Here is a 20,920-nt window from a genome sequence, read left to right on the forward strand (position 1 = left end):
AGTACTTAAGTATTAACGCTAGTTTGCTTCACTTGCTATATTTGTTTTTTGTCCACGCTTATATAAGTAAAAATATAGACCTACAAATGCAACAATTAAAATTGCAGGTAATATCACTAAACTACTTAATACGGCTTGACCTGACGCAAGTGCCATTTCATTTTCGGTCAGGTTTTGTGTTAAAGCTTGCGCTTTGGCTTCATCCATCCAGCCGCCGATAATTGGTGTCCATATACTTACGGCAAACATACCAGCACCACCAATCATAGACATACCAATAGCGCCTGTTTTAGGTGTATATTCACCTACGCAACCTAACATCGTCGGCCAAAAATACGTCACACCTAATGCAAAAACTACGGCTGCAAAATACACCGGCGTTCCTTGCAATTGGCTCATTAGGTACAAACCAAGCGTAGATAAAACGGCTGATGCGACTAATACGCCAACTGGATTTATAGAATGTACGATAGGTCCCGCAAAATAACGACCAACAGCCATTATGCCGGTAACAAGCGCTAGTGTTAGCATAGGATGGGCACCAGAAGCCCCAAGGATTTCATTGATCCACTGTCCTGTCGCCAATTCCGTCGTAGCGGTCAACGTCATACAAAAAATTAAAAATATGTACAATGGTGACAACATATTCTTAATGTTTTCTTTAGAGGAGGTAATCAGAGGGTTAAGTTTAGGGAAGTTACTTTTCATCAACATGTAACCGTATATGGCAGTAGGGATTAGCATCACAGCGATCTGCAACTCCCAACCATACGACATTTCAGTCATACCTGTCGATACCAACGCACCGATAACAATGCCACCAGGGAACCAAACATGGAACTTGTTCAACATCGTCGTCTTGTTGTCTTCATGGGTTTCTGCAATCAAAGGATTACATGCCGCTTCCACCATACCATTCGCAAAGCCAATTAAAAACGTCGAAATGATTAAACCCCAAAAGCCGTTAGAATAAATCGTTAATACAAGGCCCAGCGCATGACCAATGAAGGCTATCCACAATAGCATTCTAGGACCAAACATATTGTAAAGAATACCACCAACCATTGTAGCGATAGGAAAGCCTAAGAAGGCCATTGAACTAATTATTCCCAATTCAGTGCCAGATAACCCATATTGAGCACCTAAATCACCCAATATGCCTGCTCGGATTGCAAACGTCATTGCCGTTACGGTTAATGCGATGCAGCTGAGAATAAATAATCTAGACTGATCTTGCTGTGTATATTGCGTGTCCATGATAGTACCTTTTTGTTAGAGTCCTAGGATTTGCTTGTTGAGTGCTTCATCAGCACCACCATCAGCAAAGTCATCAAACGCTTTTTCTGTAGGACGAATAAGATGTTGCTTAATAAAATCAACACCCTCTTTAGCGCCGTCCTCCGGATGTTTAATACAACATTCCCACTCAAGTGTTGCCCATCCATCAAACCCATAGGCGGTTAACTTTGAGAAAATTGCTTTAAAATCAATTTGTCCATCGCCAAGTGAACGGAAGCGACCAGGGCGATTAACCCAAGACTGATAGCCCCCATAAACCCCCATTTTCCCTGATGGATTAAACTCGGCATCTTTTACATGAAAGGCTTTAATTCGCTCATGATAAATATCAATAAATGCCAAATAATCTAGTTGTTGCAATACAAAATGGCTTGGGTCATAAAGGATATTAGCTCTTGGATGGTCACCAGTAGCCGCTAAAAACATTTCAAAAGTGATGCCATCGTGTAAGTCTTCACCAGGGTGAAGTTCATAACAAATATCGCAATCAGCGTCATCGAACGCATCTAAAATTGGCAACCATCTTTGACCTAGTGCTTCAAACCCCTGCTCAACTAAACCTTGTGGACGCTGAGGCCACGGATAAAAAGTATGCCAAAGTAACGCACCTGAAAAGCTAGCATGCGTCTTAAGCCCCATATGCTTACTTGCCGTAGCGGCATACTTCATTTGCTGTATAGCCCATTCTGTTCGTTCGCTAGGATTGCCATGGTACTGACTCGGCGCGAAGCCATCGAACATAACATCATACGCCGGGTTAACTGCCACTAACTGGCCTTGAAGATGCGTTGATAACTCGGTCATTGATAAACCGTATTTATCTAGCGTAGCCAACACGTCGTTACAATAATCAGCGCTTTTGGCCGCTTTTTCCAAGTCAAATAAACGCCCATCCCAAGATGGCATTTGAATACCTTTATAACCCAATCCAGATGCCCATTTACAAATACTATCTAATGAATTAAAAGGTGCTTCGTCACCTGCGAACTGAGCTAAAAATATTGACGGTCCCTTAATCTCTTTCATTAATTTTTTCCTTATTTTAGTGCTTCAGCGTTAAGCACGACTGTATGCCATTTTTCAGAAGACTTACTTGCTACAACTACATTTTCGATAAACGCCATGCCTCTTACGGCATCTTCAATACCAGGGACATGAGCATTAACATTGGTGTCATCACCAAAGCTGCAAACTTGCTTAGCGAAATCTTTATATATATTTGCGAAAGCTTCTATGTAGCCTTCAGGATGTCCGGCAGGTGTTCGAATCGCTGCACTCGCTTCAGAGGACAATTCACCGACCCCGACTCTAATTAATTGTGAAGGAGCATTTTGATATTTAATCCAAAGAGAGTTTGGTTCTTCCTGTCGCCACGCTAAACTAGCTTTGTCACCGTAGACTTTAATACTAAGATCGTTTTCGTCACCGACACATATCTGACTCGCAGAAATAACGCCTTTAGCACCTCTTTCTGTTTTAAAAATAACGCAGCCATCGTCATCCAACACTCTGCCTTCTACTGTAGATGTAAGGTCTGCGCATATTTCAGTGATCGTATCTTGCGTAATATATTCAACAAGGTTTGCTGCGTGAACACCAATGTCGCCCATACAACAGCTGACACCTGCAGTCTTTGGATCTAATCGCCACTCCGCCTGCTTGTTGTCTTCTGTTGGCGGTGTTGCTAACCACCCTTGATGATACTGGCTGACAACTTTTGTCACCTTGCCGAGCACGCCATCTGCAACTAGTTGTTTAGCATGTTTGACTAAAGGATAGCCTAAATATGTATGCGTCAATCCGTACAATAGGCCAGTAGACAAAACGATTTTTTCTAGCGCATTTGCTTCAGCTAAGGTAAAAGTAGCGGGTTTGTCACTTAATACATGAAAACCAGATTCCAGTGCTTGCTTAGCGACATCAAAATGCAAGTGGTTAGGTGTCACCACCGCAACAAATTCCATGCGTTCTTCAGGCGCTAAAACTTGTTCTTTTTCAAACATTTCGGCATAATTTGAGTAGCAACGTTCAGGCGATAAAAATAATGCCTGACCAGTTCGTTTACAGTTTTCAGCGTCTCGACTAAATGCACCGCAAACTAACTCTATCTCGCCATCCAAACTCGCGGCTAAGCGATGAACCACACCAATGAAAGCGCCTTCACCACCACCAACCATTCCCATTCTGATTTTACGTACCTGTCCTGACATACATTCCCATTTGAAACACTATTACCATTGAAATCAATTTACAATTAAATAACATTTTGTGTTAACTGATATTCGGAGTAAAATGCAACATAATCGGCGCAATAGACTATTAGGCATTGGCGACTTACAATTGAAAAAAGCATATCTGCATGATTAATAAAGAAAATATTTATTTAGATGAAATAACCTCAGAACAATTTTTGTCAATGTTTGATTTGTTACCTGGCGTATTTTTTTGGATTAAAGATAAACAGGGTTGTTTCATGCATGTAAACCAAGCCCTCATTGAACACATTGGCGGGAAGAATAAACTCGCCTTTGTTGGTAAAAAAGATGATGCATTTTTCCCTCCGCATTTAGCCAAACAATATATGAATGACGACATACGGGTAATTAAAGGTAATCATATTTCTAATCGTCTAGAGTTAAACATGCTTAAGAGCGGCGACGTTGCTTGGTTCTCAACGTCTAAACGCCCGCTTATAGATAAAAATGAAAATATCGTGGGAACGTATGGCTATACCTTCCCGTTAGAGCAATCCCATATTCTTAATCATGCTGACTTACTTAAACAGCCCATTGCATTTATTAAAGATAATTTTCAGCGTGAATTTACAGTTGAAGAACTTGCACAAAAATGCTTTTTATCTGTGAGTGCACTAGAGAGAAGGTTCAAAAAACACTTATCAAAAACCCCTAAACAGTTTATTAACGAATTCAGGTTAGAAAAAGCACGTCGTCTGTTAATTGAAAGTACCTTACCGATCGCTGACGTTGCAGAGGCAACAGGGTTTCAAGATCACAGTTACTTTTCAAAGCAATTTTCAAAAATGTTTGGTGTGCTTCCCTCTAAATGTCGACAGATGCATTACGATGACTAAGATAAAATATTCGTGATAGCATAAAAACTATTGCCAATTTTTATAGCCAAATAACGATGAAGAAAACTAGGTATCCCTTTTTAATCGCCCTCAGCCTTTTTCATGTGGTAGGACTCAAAGCAAACGACAACACGACATTAGTGAACACTCAGCCCAGCTTTAATAATGACAAAGTACTCTTAGAAACACAGTTTACGCCTGTTGTGCTTGAAAACTTGCAAGGTAAGCTAATTGTGCTCCCTGAATTGCAAGGTAGAGCAATGGTTGGCACTTTCAAGGTCGCCAAAGAAGATCCGTTTCATGACAAAAGTCTTGGTTGGATAAACCGCCGTTACCTTCAAAACAAACACACCGACCCTGGCGCCGCGGTTGGGGGGTCAACCCGGCTTTGGTTTGGTTCAGAAAAAGGCCCCTATGCAATATTTTTTGCACCTGGCAAACCTCAAACGGTACCAAACATCCGAGTACCAGATGCTATATCGATGGATGAATATAAAATAGTACGCAGAAGTACGTCTTCTGTGCATATGCAAGCAACCGCAGATATTCTGAACTACAGTAAGTTTGTGTTTGAAGTAGATATTCAACGTAGTATCTCATTAATCAACGAAGGTGACTTACTCAAGGCGCTCTCAATTTCGTCATTAGATACCGTAAATGCGTTTGCGTATGAAGCTCACACAAAAATAAAGAATGTTGGTAGCGCTGATTGGACCGCCAAAACAGGCATGTTGTCAATTTGGGACTTAAGTGCTTTTGACCCGAGCGACAACAACACCGTGGTAATGCCAATTCGCGGCTCGCTCACAGAGCCGACGGCCTATTTCAATGAAAATTCGACATCTCATTACCGAATAATGGACGATATCGTTTATTACCGAGCAAACGCCAAGTACATGAATAAAATCGGTATACCTATCGAGAATACCAAACCTGTGCTTGGCAGTTATGATAGTGAAAATAATTTACTAACTATTATCACCTTCAGTTTTAATCCAGCGGATAAATACTATAATAACGCAGTTTGGTTTGAGGATGGTTACGAAGCGCACAAGGGCGAAGCGATCAATGTGTTCAATGATGGCTCTGTGGGTGGAAAACCTCCTTTTGGCCCGTTTTATGAGTTAGAAACATCATCAAGCGCCAGACCGCTAAAAGCAGGAGAAACGCACTCACATACGCATAAAGTTTTTCATGTAACAGGTGAACGTCATACCTTAAATCAAATCTCGGAAAATTTATTTGGCGTTGATTTAGCTACGATAGAAAACGTATTTAAAGACTAGTCCAGTTGCCCTAAGACAATGTAAATAAATGCAAAAAAGCCGTCAAAGAATGACGGCTTTTTCACTGCTCAACCAGCACAAGTTGAGCACGGCACACACATTTGAACTAGGGTTTTAACACCCTAAAGTAATTCTACACGTTTAAGCCCAAACAGAATCACAGTACATCGTTCTGACACACAGATTCACACACATTAAACTCTATTTCAACCTATTTTATTATTTATTTTACGTCTCATAGTTATTTTATTATGTGTAATAAAGAATGAATGTCAAAATTATAGAATTAAGTAGCCGAAAAATTAAGAATTTGCTCTCACCACGTTACGGTTACTGTTTTCCAAATAAGCAGTATCTGAGCGGGAGCTAGTATGAGTCAGGAGACGTAAAGAATAAGTATGTTTAAGTAACAGAAAGTTATACAGTAGCCCTTTTTATGAATAAGGGCTACGTACGTAATCATTCATTTTCGAATTAAGTTCGCGATGTAATCAAAATCGATAGTGACGGGACCAAAAACTACCACTGCCGCTAATGTGAGCGCGTAACACGCCTAACGCTTCATCAGAATCACGATTACTAATCGCGTTAAGCAAAGCGCGATGCTCAACAATACTTTGCTTAATTCGAATCAAGTTTATTGGCAAATTCACATGCATTGCATGCAAAATGAGTCGATTCCTTTTCCATAAGTCTATCGCTTGCTTATTGTAATGGTGCTTGTAAATAGACCAATGAAACTCAGTATCCCAATACCTGAATTCCATAAGCTCATCATCAGACATGTTCTCGAGCTTGTCTTGGATGCTTTGCGTTTCCGCCATCTGTTCAGATGTATAAGTTTCGACAAAATATTGTAATAAGTAGGGGTCAAGTAATTGCAATATTTCAAACACGTTGCGCATTGTTTCAAATTCAAACTTTGAAACGCTTGCGCCACTATTTGGTGAAATTGAAACGAATCCTTCGCCTTGCAACTGCTTGAGCGCTTCCCTTATTGGATTAATACTTGTATCGTACCGCTTCGCCAATTGCGTTGTAACCAGTCTATCACCACTTACAAATACACCATCTGCGATATCATTCATGATTTTTGCATAAACAGAATCTGCATCAGACAATAAAGGGGATTGACCTATACTTTTTTCTTCTTTTGGCATGTTACCCTAAGTAAAACTTTTTATGTGCTATTCAAACAATAATACCTTAACTTTTGCGACTGGCAATGGCTGATTGCAATATGTTATCAAAAAACAATAAAATTTTACTTGACCTGTGCTAATAAATAGTTACTGGTAACAAACCTAATAAAGAGATAAAAATGTTAAAAAACAACAATAGAGTTTTAATAACTGGCGCTAATCGTGGCATAGGATTGGGCCTAGCCGAACAGTATTTGTTAAATGGCTACCATGTAATTGCAGCTTGCAGAAGTGCACAAAATATAAGCAACGAAATGGTCGAAAAATGGGGAGAACAACTGTTAATACTTGAAGTAGATCTTGCCTCAGATGATTCTATTCAACAATTTTCGTCGGTATTAAAAAGCCTCGAAATTAAGATCGACATCTTAATTAATAATGCCGGCATTACGGATAAGGAGCGCTTTGGCGAATGGTCATACAAGGCTTTTTCGACGTCTCTTGCGATTAACGCGATTGGGCCAGCAATACTCGTACAAAGCATTAAGCAACAGCTTACCAAATTCTCAAAAATTATTAATGTATCATCTGGATTAGCAAGCATCGCCGGTATACAAGACGGCCAAGATATCTATACCTCTTATGCTATGTCGAAAGTAGCGATAAATATGTTAAACAAACAACTGTCTCTCACGTTGCCCTCCTCAACAGTTATTGCTTTGAATCCTGGCTGGGTTCGCACCGAAATGGGTGGACCAGAGGCAACCGATTCTATCGAAGATGCATGTTCAAAAATGTTTACACACATTGAATCTTTAAATTCAAACGATTCAGGCAAGTTCATTGATTATGATGGTAACGCTATCGATTACTAATGCTGAATCATTGCTGATCGTGAATTGTTGAACGGGTGCTAGTTATCACTTAATTTCCAAACTCGCACCCAGTCATATGAAGTAATACGTTCATGCTCAGGGGCTTTTGCTACTCTTCCTCCGTCTTTTGGTACAGGATTCCAATCGTAAGTTTCCACCACCATGTGCAACCACATTGGCACGTCAAATTCAGTACTAGGATTTATAGTATATGCATATTTTCCATCAAGAAAGAATTGAATTTCAGTAGGTGACTTCCACCAAGCGGCATATACAAAGTAACGTTGCCAATTTTCTTCATCTAAGAGCAATTGCCCTTGTTTCTGGACCGGTTCTTTCTGGCATTTGGTATGACGATGAATGGCATTTGAATGGAATATGCGATGCCATTGCTTAGCCCATTCTTCAGCTAGATCACTAACCACGCCAATATTTTCTTGAATGTCCAATTCGACTTTTTTAGTACAATCCGTATTTTTACTCATCAACCAAAAAGTAGATGACATCTCTGTTCGATTTGCCTTCATTTTGGCTTCAAAATACCAACCGTGCCGCGCTGGCTTTATTGAACGCACTGCCGCGCCTTGATACAAAAATGTTTTCCCTTTCCTTTCAACTGGTTTTGGTAATACAGAAGCTGTAATATGCAACTTTCCATCTTTAACGACAACAGCATCCTTACTAAACAAGCCAGGAGGACGGCCTATCCACCCCCAACCGTTACCAACTGGATCCTGCTGCCATTTATTCGTATTTAACGCATCGCCATTAAATTCATCAGAATAATCCTCTAACAGTTGCCAATGCATGCCTTCAGGCTTAGGATCTTGTCCTGCTTTAAACGCTGGCCCATCGACCTCTGCCCGTGACACAAGAGAGATTATTAGTAGGGTAGTACTGACGACAATGCTGTTCTTAGTTTTTTTTAAAAAATTTTGCATGTTATAGTCCCTTGACAATTCACTTATTTAGCATACGCTACGCGGTTCTAATATAAAATACATTTTTCATATATGAATAAAAATTCACCATTCTGTAGATTAATAACTATTTTGGCGCTAGCGTTATTTGTCAACACCGCATGCACGTCTTCAGTTCCCGACAATTCAAGTGAATATCAAGCCAACTGGTCGTCTGTAAAACAGCATGAAACTCCACGTTGGTTTTTAGATGCAAAGTTTGGTATTTATTTTCATTGGGGTCCTTATAGCGTACCTGCGCATGAAACAGAGTGGTATTCAATGCTTATGTATAACGAAGGCCATCCAATCAGGCAACACCATGAAAAGACCTATGGCAGTGTAGACTCTTTCGGATATAAAGATTTTATACCTATGTTTACAGGTGAAAATTTCGACCCTACTGAGTGGGCAAGTTTGATCAAGCAATCAGGTGCTGAATTTGCAGGCCCTGTATCATTGCATGCCGACGGTTTTGCAATGTGGGACAGTGATATTACGCGATGGAATGCCAAAGATATGGGACCAAAACGCGACATAGTTGGAGAAATGGCTAACGCGTTACGTAATGAAGGATTGAAATTCATCGCTACCTTTCATCATCAATGGAAATATGCGTGGTACCCAACGTGGGATGAGAATACGGATGCATCCAATCACGAATATGCTGATTTATATGGCCCTAAAGTACCGAAAGGGACCTTTGTGCTTGCTGACAAACCAACGACTCCATTGCCTGATGAGGCGTTTAATCAACAATGGTTAGATAAAATAATAGAGGTCGTTGATAAATATAATCCTGATTTAGTCTACTTTGATAACAAGATGGATATTATTAAAGAAGACAAACGCTTAGAATTCTTAAGTTATTACTACAATCATGCGCAATCTCGCGAACAAGATGTTGTTGTGACATACAAATTTGAAGATCTAGAAAAAGGCTCAGCCGTTTTAGATCTTGAAAGAGCAAGAATGAGCGAACTAATGCCCTTCCCTTGGTTAACTGATGATTCTATTGATTGGGACTCATGGAGCCACACTAACAATCCAAATTATAAATCCACTAACCGAATAATCGACTTTTTAGTCGATGTCGTTAGCAAAAATGGCCGGGTATTACTAAACATTACGCCAACAGCCTCGGGCGATATTCCAACTGAAGTTCGGCATCGCTTAAAAGAAATTGGAGAATGGTTCCAAATCAACGGCGAAGCAATTTATGGCACTCAACCATGGAAAGTATATGGACAAGGTCCAACTAAAATTATTGAAGGGCATTTGTCAGAACAACAGAATGCCGAAAAAACAGAAAGAGATATTCGATTTACACAGAAAAGAAACAACATTTACGCCTTCGTCATGGATTGGCCCACCAAACCAATTGAAATTACAAAAATACAAACAGATGATAGTGCGATTAAAAACGTTTCATTTGTCGGTAGTGATGAAAAACTTGCTTGGTCATGGGTAAACAATGTTTTAACAATCGAACCGCCCATGAATAAAGTCGGACATTCAGCATTCGCATTTAAAATTGAGCTGAGAAAAGACGTATGAAGTTGCTAGTTTTACATTTGCTATAAGTAACCCCAATATTAATGTAGATCAATTTGGGGTTTATCTATTCTAACAAAAGTAAGGTGTAGCGTAGTTGATTTAAAATCCGCTAGAAAAGCGCAATCCATAGATATTATCTAAGCCATCGCCACCTAAGAATTGTTGTGCAAAAATGCCAACAGTGACAGTGCCAAAATCTTTATCTGCGCTCAACTTAACAAATGCACCGCCATCCACATCAATATCTTCAGACCGACAGTTGCTACAATTGCTGATAGAGCGTTCAGAATACACTACGGCACCAAAACCTCCCTGCGCGCGCAATGCGATAGTCCCTCCTTCATCAGCAATCCATTGATAACCTGTACCAATGGAAATAAATCCACCAGTGGCAGATGAAGATGCTCTTGAGCGCTCACCATCATTAAATAGACCAGTCCCCTCTACTTCTTGAGAAAATTTAGCATTGTCGTCGTATACAAGTATGTCTAACGTAAAGGTAGTTACCCAATTTGATTTCGTATAATCTACATCGAGACCGACGATATATGCAGACTCGTCAATACCTTCACTGCGTGCAGTTAGGTCATCAATGGATGTAATGCCTAATCGTAAACCATAGTCCCAATATCCATAGGCGTCTATTTCTTCCACAGATTTTTCTGTTTCTTGCGCACACAAATTAAATGAAAGCGCAGCCAAAGCGACTGAGATGATCCCAAATTTTTTCATCAAAGATATTCCTAATCTTAAAAATTGAGCGCGGGAGTATATTTAAATTTGATAGGTTTACAAGTAGGCAGTAGTTTGCCAATTAAGAACACCTAAATAGAAAACACAATTTATTACATCTTCTATGGGCAAGAAAAAACATATTATGTGTAATCCAGCATATTTCATGCCATTTTAGTATGTATTTACGATTTTTTGTTGCGTTTTTACTAATTTTTGTTGAATATTGTTCTCGCTTTGTTAAATTAACGTTAACACCAAACAGTTAATTGTAAACAATCGGTGTTGAAGTTTAATATGTATGGACACAATACTTTTAATAAACGGACACATTGCACACACAATAATAAGCGAGTAAGCAACAATGAAGTACCCTATTTTAGGTTCAACCCTATGCACACTTTTTTGTGTAATTAGCACTAGTTCAATGGCTCAGACCGTAGAGCACTCTTCAGGAAAATGTTTAAGAACACAGAATAACTCTGCCTCTCCGGCAAATGGCACACTAGTTGTTGTCAGCAGCAACTGCTCTGGTGGCGCATCTAACTTCTCCTGGACACCCGGCGGCAGCGTTAAACATGTCCCATCAAATAAATGTATTCATCCGGGTGGAAGTGTTAACCCTGCAAACGGAACTGAATTAGTCCTTTGGGATGGCTGTGATTTTGCTGATAGAGTTCGCTTTGACAGAACCGCAGGCGGCAGTATGCAACAGGTATCTAGCAATAAATGTGTGCATCCAAATGGTGGAGCGGCAAATCCATCGAACGGGACAACATTGGTAATGTGGCAAGGATGTAATGAAACTCGCTTGGCATTTACACCAGAAAATGACAATAATTCTAACGACAACACACCGCCAGCAAACGGCTTAACTGCCGCAAATGCGTCTCAGCTTGTCAGCGCAATCGCTAGCGCGAATAGCGGAGATGTCATTACACTGTCGACTAACTTTTCAATGAATCAAGCGATTACAATCGACAAAAGTGTGATCATCGAGGGTAACGGTAAACAGATAAACCACTCAGTACCTACATCAGGTGCATTTGCTGAATTCACACCAGCGCTTATTGTCGCAGCAAATAATGTCATTGTGCGTAACTTGACGATTGTTGGTGACAATCGAAATGGCGCTAACACACTTATAGAGTTGAACAACAAGGACAATACACGTGCAAACAATTTAAGTATTTTCAATGTCACCTTGAAGAATGCAACTGCCGGCGTTCGTAACCAAGGCATTATTCCATCTAACCTGTCAATTGAAAACTCGACGTTTGTTAACCTTAACAAGTCGATTGATTTAACCAGAGATGCACTTTTATCGAATTTTTCTCGCGTTTCAACTAACTTCTTTAATACCAATGGCGAAAGAATTTTCTTCCAGAATGCAGGGAGTTTACGTATCCGAAATAACAGCTTTTATGTAGAAGCAGGTCAACCTGCCATGCAAGTTGGTATTCAAATTGATGGTGGAAACGATGGCTACAACCCAAATGTAGACCAAGCCCCTGGATTCAATAACAATACATTTGCAGCACGTGGTAATTTCGACAACTTGGTCATTAAATTTAATGACGGTGTTATCGAAAATAACTCTGGACGCTTAAATAGTGATCCAATGAGAGCATCAGAATTCCCTATTGCGCTTGCCAAAGTTGCGGACGTTACTATTGAAGATAACTTTGTTGAAACGGTTGGTAACAGCACAGACGAATTCGATTTTTCCAGTGGTATTAATGTAGAGCATATGTCTCGTGACGTCACGGTTATCGACAATGCCATTGCGGTGAATAGAGTGGTGAATGCGGCTCAAAACAACCAAGGCATAAGCATACTTCCTTATCAAGATCACAAAAACAACGCAGAAAGTGAAGAAGCATCCGTTAACATTAGAATCCTTAACAATGCATTTTACGGTTCGGGTAGAAGTGGGATATTTGGCCTCGCATTCCGCAACTTAACGATTGATGGCAATAACTTTAACAACTACACGTCATCTAGAGCCAATTCAGCAACAATCAATTTATTCAATACGGATGACAATCAAAATGGAAGATTAGATGCCGCCGAACGCGCTACGCTTACCGGTGATTTCACTAACTTCAATGCGACAACTAACTTAGGGACAAGTGGTTTGGTTGAAGCAACAATATTTAATACAGCCGATCCATCAGACCTTCCACCTGATCAACGCTAGGAAATAACAACAACTACAATTGCACACACAAACTTAGGCCCGGTAATTCATTTACTGGGCTTTTTTCTGTCTGGCCACAATGTAGATACATGCAAACCATTCAGTAACAACATGTGCAGTGTCACCCGCTTGTCATATTCTGTCACTAGTGTAATGGCAGAATTTGTGACTAATCATCTGTTTTATTGTATCTAGCGGAGCTTGTTCATTGAAGAAACTAAAACGCTATCAATATGAGCGTTATGCCATCCTTTGTCAGTTATCCTATCCAGACACGCCAAGTATTTACCAAGACGTTATTTCACCATTTAAACAAATACAGCTAACAGATAAGTACAACCGAATGAGTGTAAGACTATTGTGGCAAGACGATAAAAAAGAAGTAATTGTCGTATTTAGAGGGTCCTTGGGTTTACGCGACTGGTTAGGTAATTGTTGTATTTTCCCTACAAAATTAAACGTCTTGAACGACAGTTACTATGTACATTGGGGATTTAAGCGCCTTTTAGATTATCCGCTTTATCCAGATTCTACGACGGGTGGTCTGCAATCATTGAGACAATTACTATATAGTGTACTCACGCCATTACTTAGGCAAGGTAAACGCTTTTCATTTATCGGACACTCATCAGGTGGTGCAGTCGCATTGTTGATGGCGGATTACTACGAGCGAATGCATCCGAAAAAAGTAAAGCGTGTTGTTACCTTTGGACAACCTGCCGCCGGCAGCTTGTCATTCAGGCGTAAATATTTGCTCCACAACAAAACGTATCGTGTATGCTGTGATTTAGATATGATCACCTATTTACCCCCAATCCCGTACTATTTTTGGCACGTGGGTAAAATGCTTTGGTTACATGATGATCAAATCTATGAAAACACTCCCACACTTAAACGCTTATGGATGTCATTGAGAAGCTGGTTATTGCGGCCAATCACTTATCACTACATGCGCAAATACATTCGAAATAAAACACTCTTTGACGACCATTAGTCATATTTTTTATAAGGTAATATCTGGAAAAACACGGTTAATTTGACGGATATTTAAGTCCCAATGCGCTTGCAACCCTTTGGCGATCCAATACCTGAGATCTGAGGTCGCGTTCAAATCCCGATCTTGATATAGATTCGATAGACCAGGCCACTCACCGTATATATTGCCGCCTGACATATACGGGCTTTCTTTTTTAAGTGCACCACCTAACATAAACATAGTAGACGCTGTGCCATGATCGGTACCGTTTGTTCCGTTAATCGCGACTGTTCGACCAAATTCTGTTGTGACAAAAACTAATGTATCCTCCCAGTTTTTGCCAAGTGATGATTTTAGCGCTTTAAGGCCATCATTTAACTGTGTAAATTGACGTGAAAGCCGCCCTCGCTGATTGTTGTGGGTATCCCACCCGCCCATCTCCAACATACCGCAATTTATAACAGTTTCATTGTTGTCTGCATTTCCTGAGAGCAAACGACCGCACTCAGATGCCAAATTGACAAAGCTAGCCCCTTGCCTTTTGCCCATCATCATTTCATTGTTAGATTGCATGATTGCAGTGTTTAAAGTGTCTTTTAGCAACACATCATGTTCATACATATCTGACAAACGCGCCAATAGATCGTCATCAACGCTATCAAGAGTCGACGGATACCAAGTTTGCGCTTGAATATCGCCTTTCAAGGCAATAGGCGTGGTTCGAGAGATTGCTAACGGCATACCGCCTACAATAGCCAGTGCTCGTGCTAACCAACCGTTATCATGCTCAGTTTTATCTAAACCAGATTCCATTTGATCCTGTGCATCAAAATGAGACCGTTTCCGATATGCTGACGCAACGGCTACGCCGATTGATAATTCTTTTTGCTGATACAAGTTATGTAAAAAGCTAAGCTTCGAATCAAATGCAAAAAAATCACTAATTGGTAGTAGTGGCGCAGAATCTTTACGCTGATATTGCGCTCTAAACTTTTTATAACTAGGGTCACCCACAGGCACAACTGCAGAAAGTCCGTCCATAGCTCCCCGCAAAAATACCCAAATGACTTTCTTTTGCCTAGTGGCGCCATTTAGCACGCCATAGGCAGGAAAAAAAGACAACGCAGGCAAGATCACTAAACTCGCACCAGCTGATTTAATAAAGTCTCTTCGTTGCACCATTATCTCCTTTGAAACTCTGGACTCATAAGCATCAACGCATACGCTTGTTGCATACTTTCTGCACGCCTCAAATGTGTGAGCGTTTTTTCACTTAAACGAGAACCTAGAATATTCTTTGCATGTGCGTCCGCAGACGGCATTTTGTTTCGTATTAGTTGCTTTGAAAAATGATTGGCCCACTCAACTCTCCCCATCAACGCACTGGCGCCAGACCATTCTTGCGCTGTATCAGGGTATCCAGCAGGTGATCCTGCATTATTTATCCCCTGTCCTAAGATCTCTAAACTTCTGAATATACCTGGCCATTTTGGTATTTCTCCAAAGCTTCGGTAAGCGCTTATTAAAAACTCCCGAGGCGCCTTAAACTTATCAAAGCGGCCGTGCCAACTTTCAGGGTGCATAATAAGTGTTTCCATTACTTTTGGAATATCGCCAGATGTAGAACGCCAAGTCGCCACCATCGATTTAACTATTTGCTCATCAGGAGTATCTGATACAAAATGCCTGGCGAGCTTTTCGCATATATGCGTTGCGGTGGATGGGTGATTGGCCAAATTTTTTAGGATCGACTCGCCTTGTACAGGAAGCTTAATATTGTCTTGAGGATAGTGATTGCCGAACACTTGTCTACTTCCGGGTTCATGGGCACCAACTCTATACAAAAATCCAAGGGGTTCTTTTTTACGCCCTCTCCCAACCGACCATCCAGTTATCGCTTTTGCCAGTTCGATGACATCGTTTTGCGTATATCCCGCATCTACCCCAAGTGTATGCAACTCCAATATTTCTCGTGCTAGGTTCTCATTTAAGCCTCTTCCCTTCCGACTTTTTTTAGCAAACTGGCTGTTCGGGCCAATAGAATATTCATTATTGAGATAAACAAGCATTGCCGGGTGTTTGACAACGGCGAGTAACAAATCTGAAAATTTACGGTGCAAATTAGGGTGAATAGCTTCAGGTTCAAGTGTTGGCGCGAGCATTGTTACTAAAGGATTCCCGCGACTCACACTAAAATGATTTGCAAAAAAATCTGACAATCGAGCCTGCAAGGATTGCTGCGTAGTAATTGCATTTCGAACAATGTCCTCAGCTAAATGTCTTGCTAAGTTAAAATTGTGCCTTCTAGCACTCTTCGCGTTTTCAAGTAGCTTTTCATCATTCTTAGCATTCGTTCTTAACCCCCGATACTTAATAAACGCCGCTATTGCGGATTGACTAGTCCAGTCGGCGTCGGTGCTAATGGTATAGCGGCTAAGCTGTTGAATTAACCACCCTTGTACCTGTTCTAATTGCCCGAGCTGACTCAAGCTAGCCAATGAAGCACTATCTGCTCCGTAAGAAAACCGGTGCATAGCAATATACGCAAAATTTACTGGCATTTAAGACACACTTTTTGATTTATTTTTAATCAATATAAGCAATGCAAATGGACGCGACAAGCCAAATTACATTATCTTTACAATTGCCTTTACAATTGCCTTTACAATTACCGTTACAATTGCACGCTCCATACTAATCAAACATATAGATCTGTTTTTTAACCCGAGATTCAAACTAATCCAAAGATAACAATCTCGCAAATTTCTCATTCGAAGGATAGCGACCAGGTGTCCACCCCAAACGAACAACTACCGTCGACAATGATGGAATGACCAAGACAAGCTGAGAACGATTGCCGTTCATCATATAAGCGTCTGCTGGCAAATTTGGCCAACGTAAATTCGTATCCTCCTTGCCTATACCATCACTATTTAGCCATAGTTGAAACCCATAACGAGCCTCATTTTGGCTTGCATTCGCCTCCTGCATCTTTGTAACATAGCCGTCAGCAAGAATACGCTGACCAAACCAGTCACCATTGTTAAGCAACAACAAACCAAACTTTGCCCAATCCCTTGCACTAGCGTAAATATAAGAACTACCAACAAAGACACCACTGGCGTCAACCTCAAATATAGTATTCTGCAATGACAAGGGTGTTAATATCTGTTTAGCGAAATAATCATGATTAGCCTGCGGTGTATTCCCTGCACGTTGAAAAACTAATCGTGACAATAAATTCGTTGTGCCAGACGAATACGCGAAATACTCACTGGGCGGTTTCACCAATGGCGACGTTAACGCCACACTAGACGCGCTATGTGCTGCAAACAACATACGTGTAGAATCACTACCTGGCATATAGGTCTCATCAAACCCCAAACCACTGGTCATTGTAAGCAAGTCCTCAACACGAATATTTGCTCTTTCATCGTTATCCCATGCTGCAAATAAGTTAGCGTCATTCAGCGTTAGCTTTCCTTGATGTATCATACTTCCAATCAAAATAGATGTGATGCTCTTACCCATTGACCATCCGAGAAATTTCGTATTTTCGTCGTATTCAGCAGCGTATGCTTCTGCCACTATAGCACCACTCTTAACCACCAATAGTGCCCGCGTATCTAAGTTTTCGGTATTGTCCTGTTTGAGAAGCTTGTCCGTTATTTTTTGTTGCTCAACGACAACATCGCTTATGCGATTACCTCGAGGCCATTCGGCATTATTGTCATCTATAGAATGAAGGGCTATGGCGTCTAAGGCTGAACTATCACCAATATCAAGCGTACACCCAAGACCTTCTCGGTATTTGGCAGAAGTGCTTCCCATGCCATACAAACTGACGTCAACGCTACTTTGCTCATCGTCAAATGTTAAATCAAGCGAACGTGTAATTGGCGAATATACGGCTAAATCATCAAAAATACGCTGATCACTAAAACCGGAGACATATCGGCCTGAGCACGCAACTTTAGCTCCCAGACCTGTTGCCGTTTCCACTGCCGACCCTAAATACCAAGGTGGAATTTTAATCACAAAAGTAGAAAATGCTGTAAAACCAAGCGCGAGAAAAATGGAAATAAAAACAAATTTTTTCATGGTATTATTCTTTTTAATGACCAAGTAAATGAGACTGCAAACCTAGTCGCTAACAAGGACGAAAATCTTATTCGGTCGCAAGCGCTGCCTAGCGGCAGAAGATGCAATACTATAATTATTTGATTCTACGGCAGATTTATAAAGAAAACATGAAATATTTATTACTCATATCCACTGTGACAAGCATGTTTTTTAGCAATGCCAATGCACAAGAAATTCTCGGGTTTGCACAAGAATCCAGAGGTAATCACCAATCACTCTCTTTCGCTGGCTGGGCCTGTGAAAAATCCAACCCAAATCCTCTTAAGCTAGCTTTATACGCAGGGCATACATTTGAAGAATCGACGTTTGTAGCGTCAATTAACGCAAATGAACGCTCATTTACCACAATTAGAGGGCTTTGCGATACCAATAGTAATCATGGTTTCTTTATCTCCGTTGACCAAGATACTATACAACGCCACGCAGGCAAACGCGCTTTCCTCGTGCATGAAAAAGATGGCATACGCACGCGCTTGAGAAATGCCAAACCGTCATTTCCTGATTTTCCCGCGACAAGACTGCGTGGTGTACTTGACGGTATAGTTGAAGTAAATAATGCATATTTTGCCATGGGCTGGGCATGTCAAACAGATGTAAAGGAACCCGTCAGTGTTGATTTAGCAGTAAGGGGAGAAAATAACGAACTCATCATTATTGTAGACAACGCAAATACGGAAACAATTAGCGGCAATGCCGTGGCAGAACGTTGCAATACCCCGAAAGGGAAGCATCGCTTCAGAACACGCATCCCTGATGACATTATTGAAACACACGGCGGGAAACAGGTTTTTGCAAGAGTGAAATCAAGGTATGGTGCCCGTACGCAACGGCTAGTAAACTCGGGGAAGTTTTCTTTACCCACTTCATTACCAAATGCACAGCAACGCTCGAAACCTAATATTATTGTTTTCTTTACCGACGACCAAGGGTATGCAGACTTAAGCATTCAGCAATCGCTGGATGATATTAAAACCCCAAATATCGATAAGCTAGCAAACAATGGTGTTCGATTCACCAATGGCTATGTAACCGCTCCGCAATGCTCCCCTTCAAGGGCGGCAATGCTCACTGGACTTTATCAAGCTCGTTTTCGCTTAGATGAAAACAGGCATATTCCAATGTCATTAGACGTTAAAACCCTTGCAGATAGGCTCAAATCAAATAACTACAAAACTGGTATGGCGGGCAAATGGCATTTGGAAATATTGGGAAACTCAACTGAATGGGGCAAACAGTTTTACCCTGACCTAGTGCCATTTAGAGCTAGTGAAGTCCCAGTAGATGTCAGACGAAGTTATATGCCACATCGCCGAGGATTTGACGATATTTTTGCAGGCTATACTAATTCATACTTAAGGACATTTAACGAGCAAGGAAGGACTATTCCAGTGGAGGCGTATCGAAGTCGTGAATTTCGAGTAGATTTGGCCAGCGATGCGTCTTTAACCTTAATTGATAAACACTGGCAAACACCGTTTTTTCTCTATTTATCTCATTATGCGCCCCATGTGCCACTTGAGGCCACACAAAAATATTTAGATCAATTTCCAGGCGATATGCCTGAACGTAGACGTTACGCCCTAGCGATGATGGCTGCGCTTGATGATGGTGTGGGTCGAGTGCTAGACAAACTAGAGAACTATAATTTATTAGAAAACACCTTGATATTCTTTATTAGTGATAACGGCGCTCCCATCGGTACAACCCCAGAAGACAAGCCTATAACAAAAGGGGGAACATGGAATGGGTCTCTCAACTCTCCATTTACGGGCGAAAAAGGCATGCTCACCGAGGGTGCGCTGCGCGTCCCTTATATAATGCATTGGCCTAAGCAGATTGCAGCAGGGCAAGTGATTGATACCCCAGTATCTTCGCTAGACGCTGCCTACACAGTGCTTAAGGCTGGGGGTGTCGAAGATTTAGCTAATTTGGACGGTATGGATCTATTGCCACTAGTAAAAGGCGAAGATGTTGTAGAAGACTTCATGCAACGCCCCTTGTTCTGGCGTTTTTATTTCCAACGTGCGGTAAGGCAAGGAAATTGGAAGTATATGCAAGCAGGTATTGAACGAGAATACTTATTTGATATGACCTTAGTAGAACCAGAGAGTGTGAACTACATTAATGAATATCCAGAAATTGCAGAAGAATTGAGGCTCCGTTATTGGCAATGGGCAGATCAAATGCCAAGACCGGAGCCATTAGTAGAAATCCCGATTCCTTTTGCGAGACGGGTTGACCACCATTTACCGATTTCCCAGTAAGCCTATTTGTCGAGCAAATGGTCACGTTGGGTAAGGTATAAAGTTGTTTCAAAAGTGTTTCTGTATCACAAATTATCGAAGTTATTGATTAAGTGATGCTGAAACACTTGTCTCATTTGTAAAAGTCTATGTAAGTTTTTATGAAAAATCGCCAATCAACGTGCAGTCTTACTTTTCAAACATTTATGATTTAAAAAGATGAAGGCGTATATCGAAATTTAAAAATTAACGTTAATATCAAATAGTTAACTTACTTTTAGTGCCACTACAAAGTAATTTCATCGCCACCAAAAAGACAAAAATTGCAAGCTATTTTCCGTATTGTCCTTGCCTTAAAACACGCCAAATAGCGTACTTGCTGAAAACGTGGAAGTAAATTATCGTGCTGGCTTTCTT

The 20,920-nt window shown here is 40.8% G+C and carries 16 protein-coding genes; 7 read left to right on the forward strand and 9 right to left on the reverse strand.

Annotation, left to right across the window (positions count from 1 at the left end; translation table 11 throughout):
* Positions 1 to 18: 18 nt before the first annotated feature.
* The 3 genes from QQK00_RS07330 to QQK00_RS07340 are packed head-to-tail and all read right to left on the reverse strand — an operon-like array spanning position 19 to position 3,509.
* Positions 19 to 1,257, reverse strand: a complete 1,239-nt coding sequence (locus QQK00_RS07330) for an MFS transporter (RefSeq protein ID WP_284216826.1) — start codon at positions 1,255 to 1,257, stop codon at positions 19 to 21.
* Between the two features lie 15 nt (positions 1,258 to 1,272).
* The gene (locus QQK00_RS07335) at positions 1,273 to 2,325 is read right to left on the reverse strand and encodes a sugar phosphate isomerase/epimerase family protein (RefSeq protein ID WP_284216827.1); all 1,053 of its coding nucleotides are present in this window, start codon (positions 2,323 to 2,325) and stop codon (positions 1,273 to 1,275) included.
* Between the two features lie 11 nt (positions 2,326 to 2,336).
* Entirely contained in the window at positions 2,337 to 3,509 is a 1,173-nt protein-coding gene (locus QQK00_RS07340) for a Gfo/Idh/MocA family protein (protein ID WP_284216828.1), read from the reverse strand.
* A 149-nt stretch (positions 3,510 to 3,658) separates the two neighbouring features.
* Here QQK00_RS07340 and QQK00_RS07345 point away from each other — a divergent pair, with 149 nt between their 5' ends.
* Together QQK00_RS07345 and QQK00_RS07350 are read left to right on the forward strand one after the other, a co-directional pair.
* Positions 3,659 to 4,390 carry a helix-turn-helix domain-containing protein gene (locus QQK00_RS07345; protein WP_284216829.1) on the forward strand — a complete coding sequence of 244 codons (732 nt, stop codon included), beginning with the start codon at positions 3,659 to 3,661 and terminating at the stop codon, positions 4,388 to 4,390.
* A 56-nt stretch (positions 4,391 to 4,446) separates the two neighbouring features.
* Entirely contained in the window at positions 4,447 to 5,676 is a 1,230-nt protein-coding gene (locus QQK00_RS07350; protein ID WP_284216830.1) for a DUF6786 family protein, read from the forward strand.
* A gap of 491 nt (positions 5,677 to 6,167) precedes the next feature.
* On the opposite strand, the gene QQK00_RS07355 is transcribed toward QQK00_RS07350, so the two are convergent.
* The gene (locus QQK00_RS07355) at positions 6,168 to 6,836 is read right to left on the reverse strand and encodes a GntR family transcriptional regulator (RefSeq protein ID WP_284216831.1); all 669 of its coding nucleotides are present in this window, start codon (positions 6,834 to 6,836) and stop codon (positions 6,168 to 6,170) included.
* Between the two features lie 161 nt (positions 6,837 to 6,997).
* On the opposite strand from QQK00_RS07355, the gene QQK00_RS07360 reads away from it, so the two are divergent.
* On the forward strand, positions 6,998 to 7,693 hold the full coding sequence (locus QQK00_RS07360) for an SDR family NAD(P)-dependent oxidoreductase (RefSeq protein WP_284216832.1): 696 nt from the start codon (positions 6,998 to 7,000) through the stop codon (positions 7,691 to 7,693).
* Positions 7,694 to 7,731: 38 nt separating this feature from the next.
* Here the strand turns inward: QQK00_RS07360 and QQK00_RS07365 are convergent, their stop codons facing one another.
* Entirely contained in the window at positions 7,732 to 8,634 is a 903-nt protein-coding gene (locus QQK00_RS07365) for a LamG domain-containing protein (RefSeq protein WP_284216833.1), read from the reverse strand.
* Between the two features lie 72 nt (positions 8,635 to 8,706).
* Here QQK00_RS07365 and QQK00_RS07370 point away from each other — a divergent pair, with 72 nt between their 5' ends.
* Positions 8,707 to 10,209, forward strand: a complete 1,503-nt coding sequence (locus tag QQK00_RS07370) for an alpha-L-fucosidase (RefSeq protein WP_284216834.1) — start codon at positions 8,707 to 8,709, stop codon at positions 10,207 to 10,209.
* Positions 10,210 to 10,308: 99 nt separating this feature from the next.
* Here QQK00_RS07370 and QQK00_RS07375 read toward each other — a convergent pair whose 3' ends face one another.
* Entirely contained in the window at positions 10,309 to 10,941 is a 633-nt protein-coding gene (locus QQK00_RS07375; protein ID WP_284216835.1) for a hypothetical protein, read from the reverse strand.
* Positions 10,942 to 11,368: 427 nt separating this feature from the next.
* Between QQK00_RS07375 and QQK00_RS07380 the strand changes: the two genes are divergently transcribed.
* A complete protein-coding gene (locus QQK00_RS07380) occupies positions 11,369 to 13,141 on the forward strand; it encodes a ricin-type beta-trefoil lectin domain protein (protein WP_284216836.1) in 1,773 nt (590 codons plus the stop codon).
* A gap of 208 nt (positions 13,142 to 13,349) precedes the next feature.
* Positions 13,350 to 14,135, forward strand: a complete 786-nt coding sequence (locus tag QQK00_RS07385; protein WP_284216837.1) for a lipase family protein — start codon at positions 13,350 to 13,352, stop codon at positions 14,133 to 14,135.
* A gap of 9 nt (positions 14,136 to 14,144) precedes the next feature.
* Here the strand turns inward: QQK00_RS07385 and QQK00_RS07390 are convergent, their stop codons facing one another.
* From QQK00_RS07390 to QQK00_RS07400, 3 genes are all read right to left on the reverse strand, one after another.
* Complete coding sequence (locus QQK00_RS07390) at positions 14,145 to 15,299, reverse strand: DUF1501 domain-containing protein (protein ID WP_284216838.1); 1,155 nt, start codon at positions 15,297 to 15,299, stop codon at positions 14,145 to 14,147.
* Entirely contained in the window at positions 15,299 to 16,678 is a 1,380-nt protein-coding gene (locus QQK00_RS07395; RefSeq protein ID WP_284216839.1) for a DUF1800 domain-containing protein, read from the reverse strand. The genes QQK00_RS07390 and QQK00_RS07395 overlap by 1 nt, the downstream gene beginning before the upstream one ends.
* Positions 16,679 to 16,853: 175 nt before the next feature.
* On the reverse strand, positions 16,854 to 18,218 hold the full coding sequence (locus QQK00_RS07400; protein ID WP_284216840.1) for a serine hydrolase domain-containing protein: 1,365 nt from the start codon (positions 18,216 to 18,218) through the stop codon (positions 16,854 to 16,856).
* Positions 18,219 to 18,367: 149 nt separating this feature from the next.
* On the opposite strand from QQK00_RS07400, the gene QQK00_RS07405 reads away from it, so the two are divergent.
* Positions 18,368 to 20,524, forward strand: a complete 2,157-nt coding sequence (locus QQK00_RS07405; RefSeq protein WP_284216841.1) for a sulfatase family protein — start codon at positions 18,368 to 18,370, stop codon at positions 20,522 to 20,524.
* The last annotated feature ends 396 nt before the right edge of the window (positions 20,525 to 20,920 follow it).

The organism is Agaribacter marinus, from assembly GCF_030160655.1.
Taxonomy (GTDB): Bacteria; Pseudomonadota; Gammaproteobacteria; order Enterobacterales; family Alteromonadaceae; genus Glaciecola; species Glaciecola marina.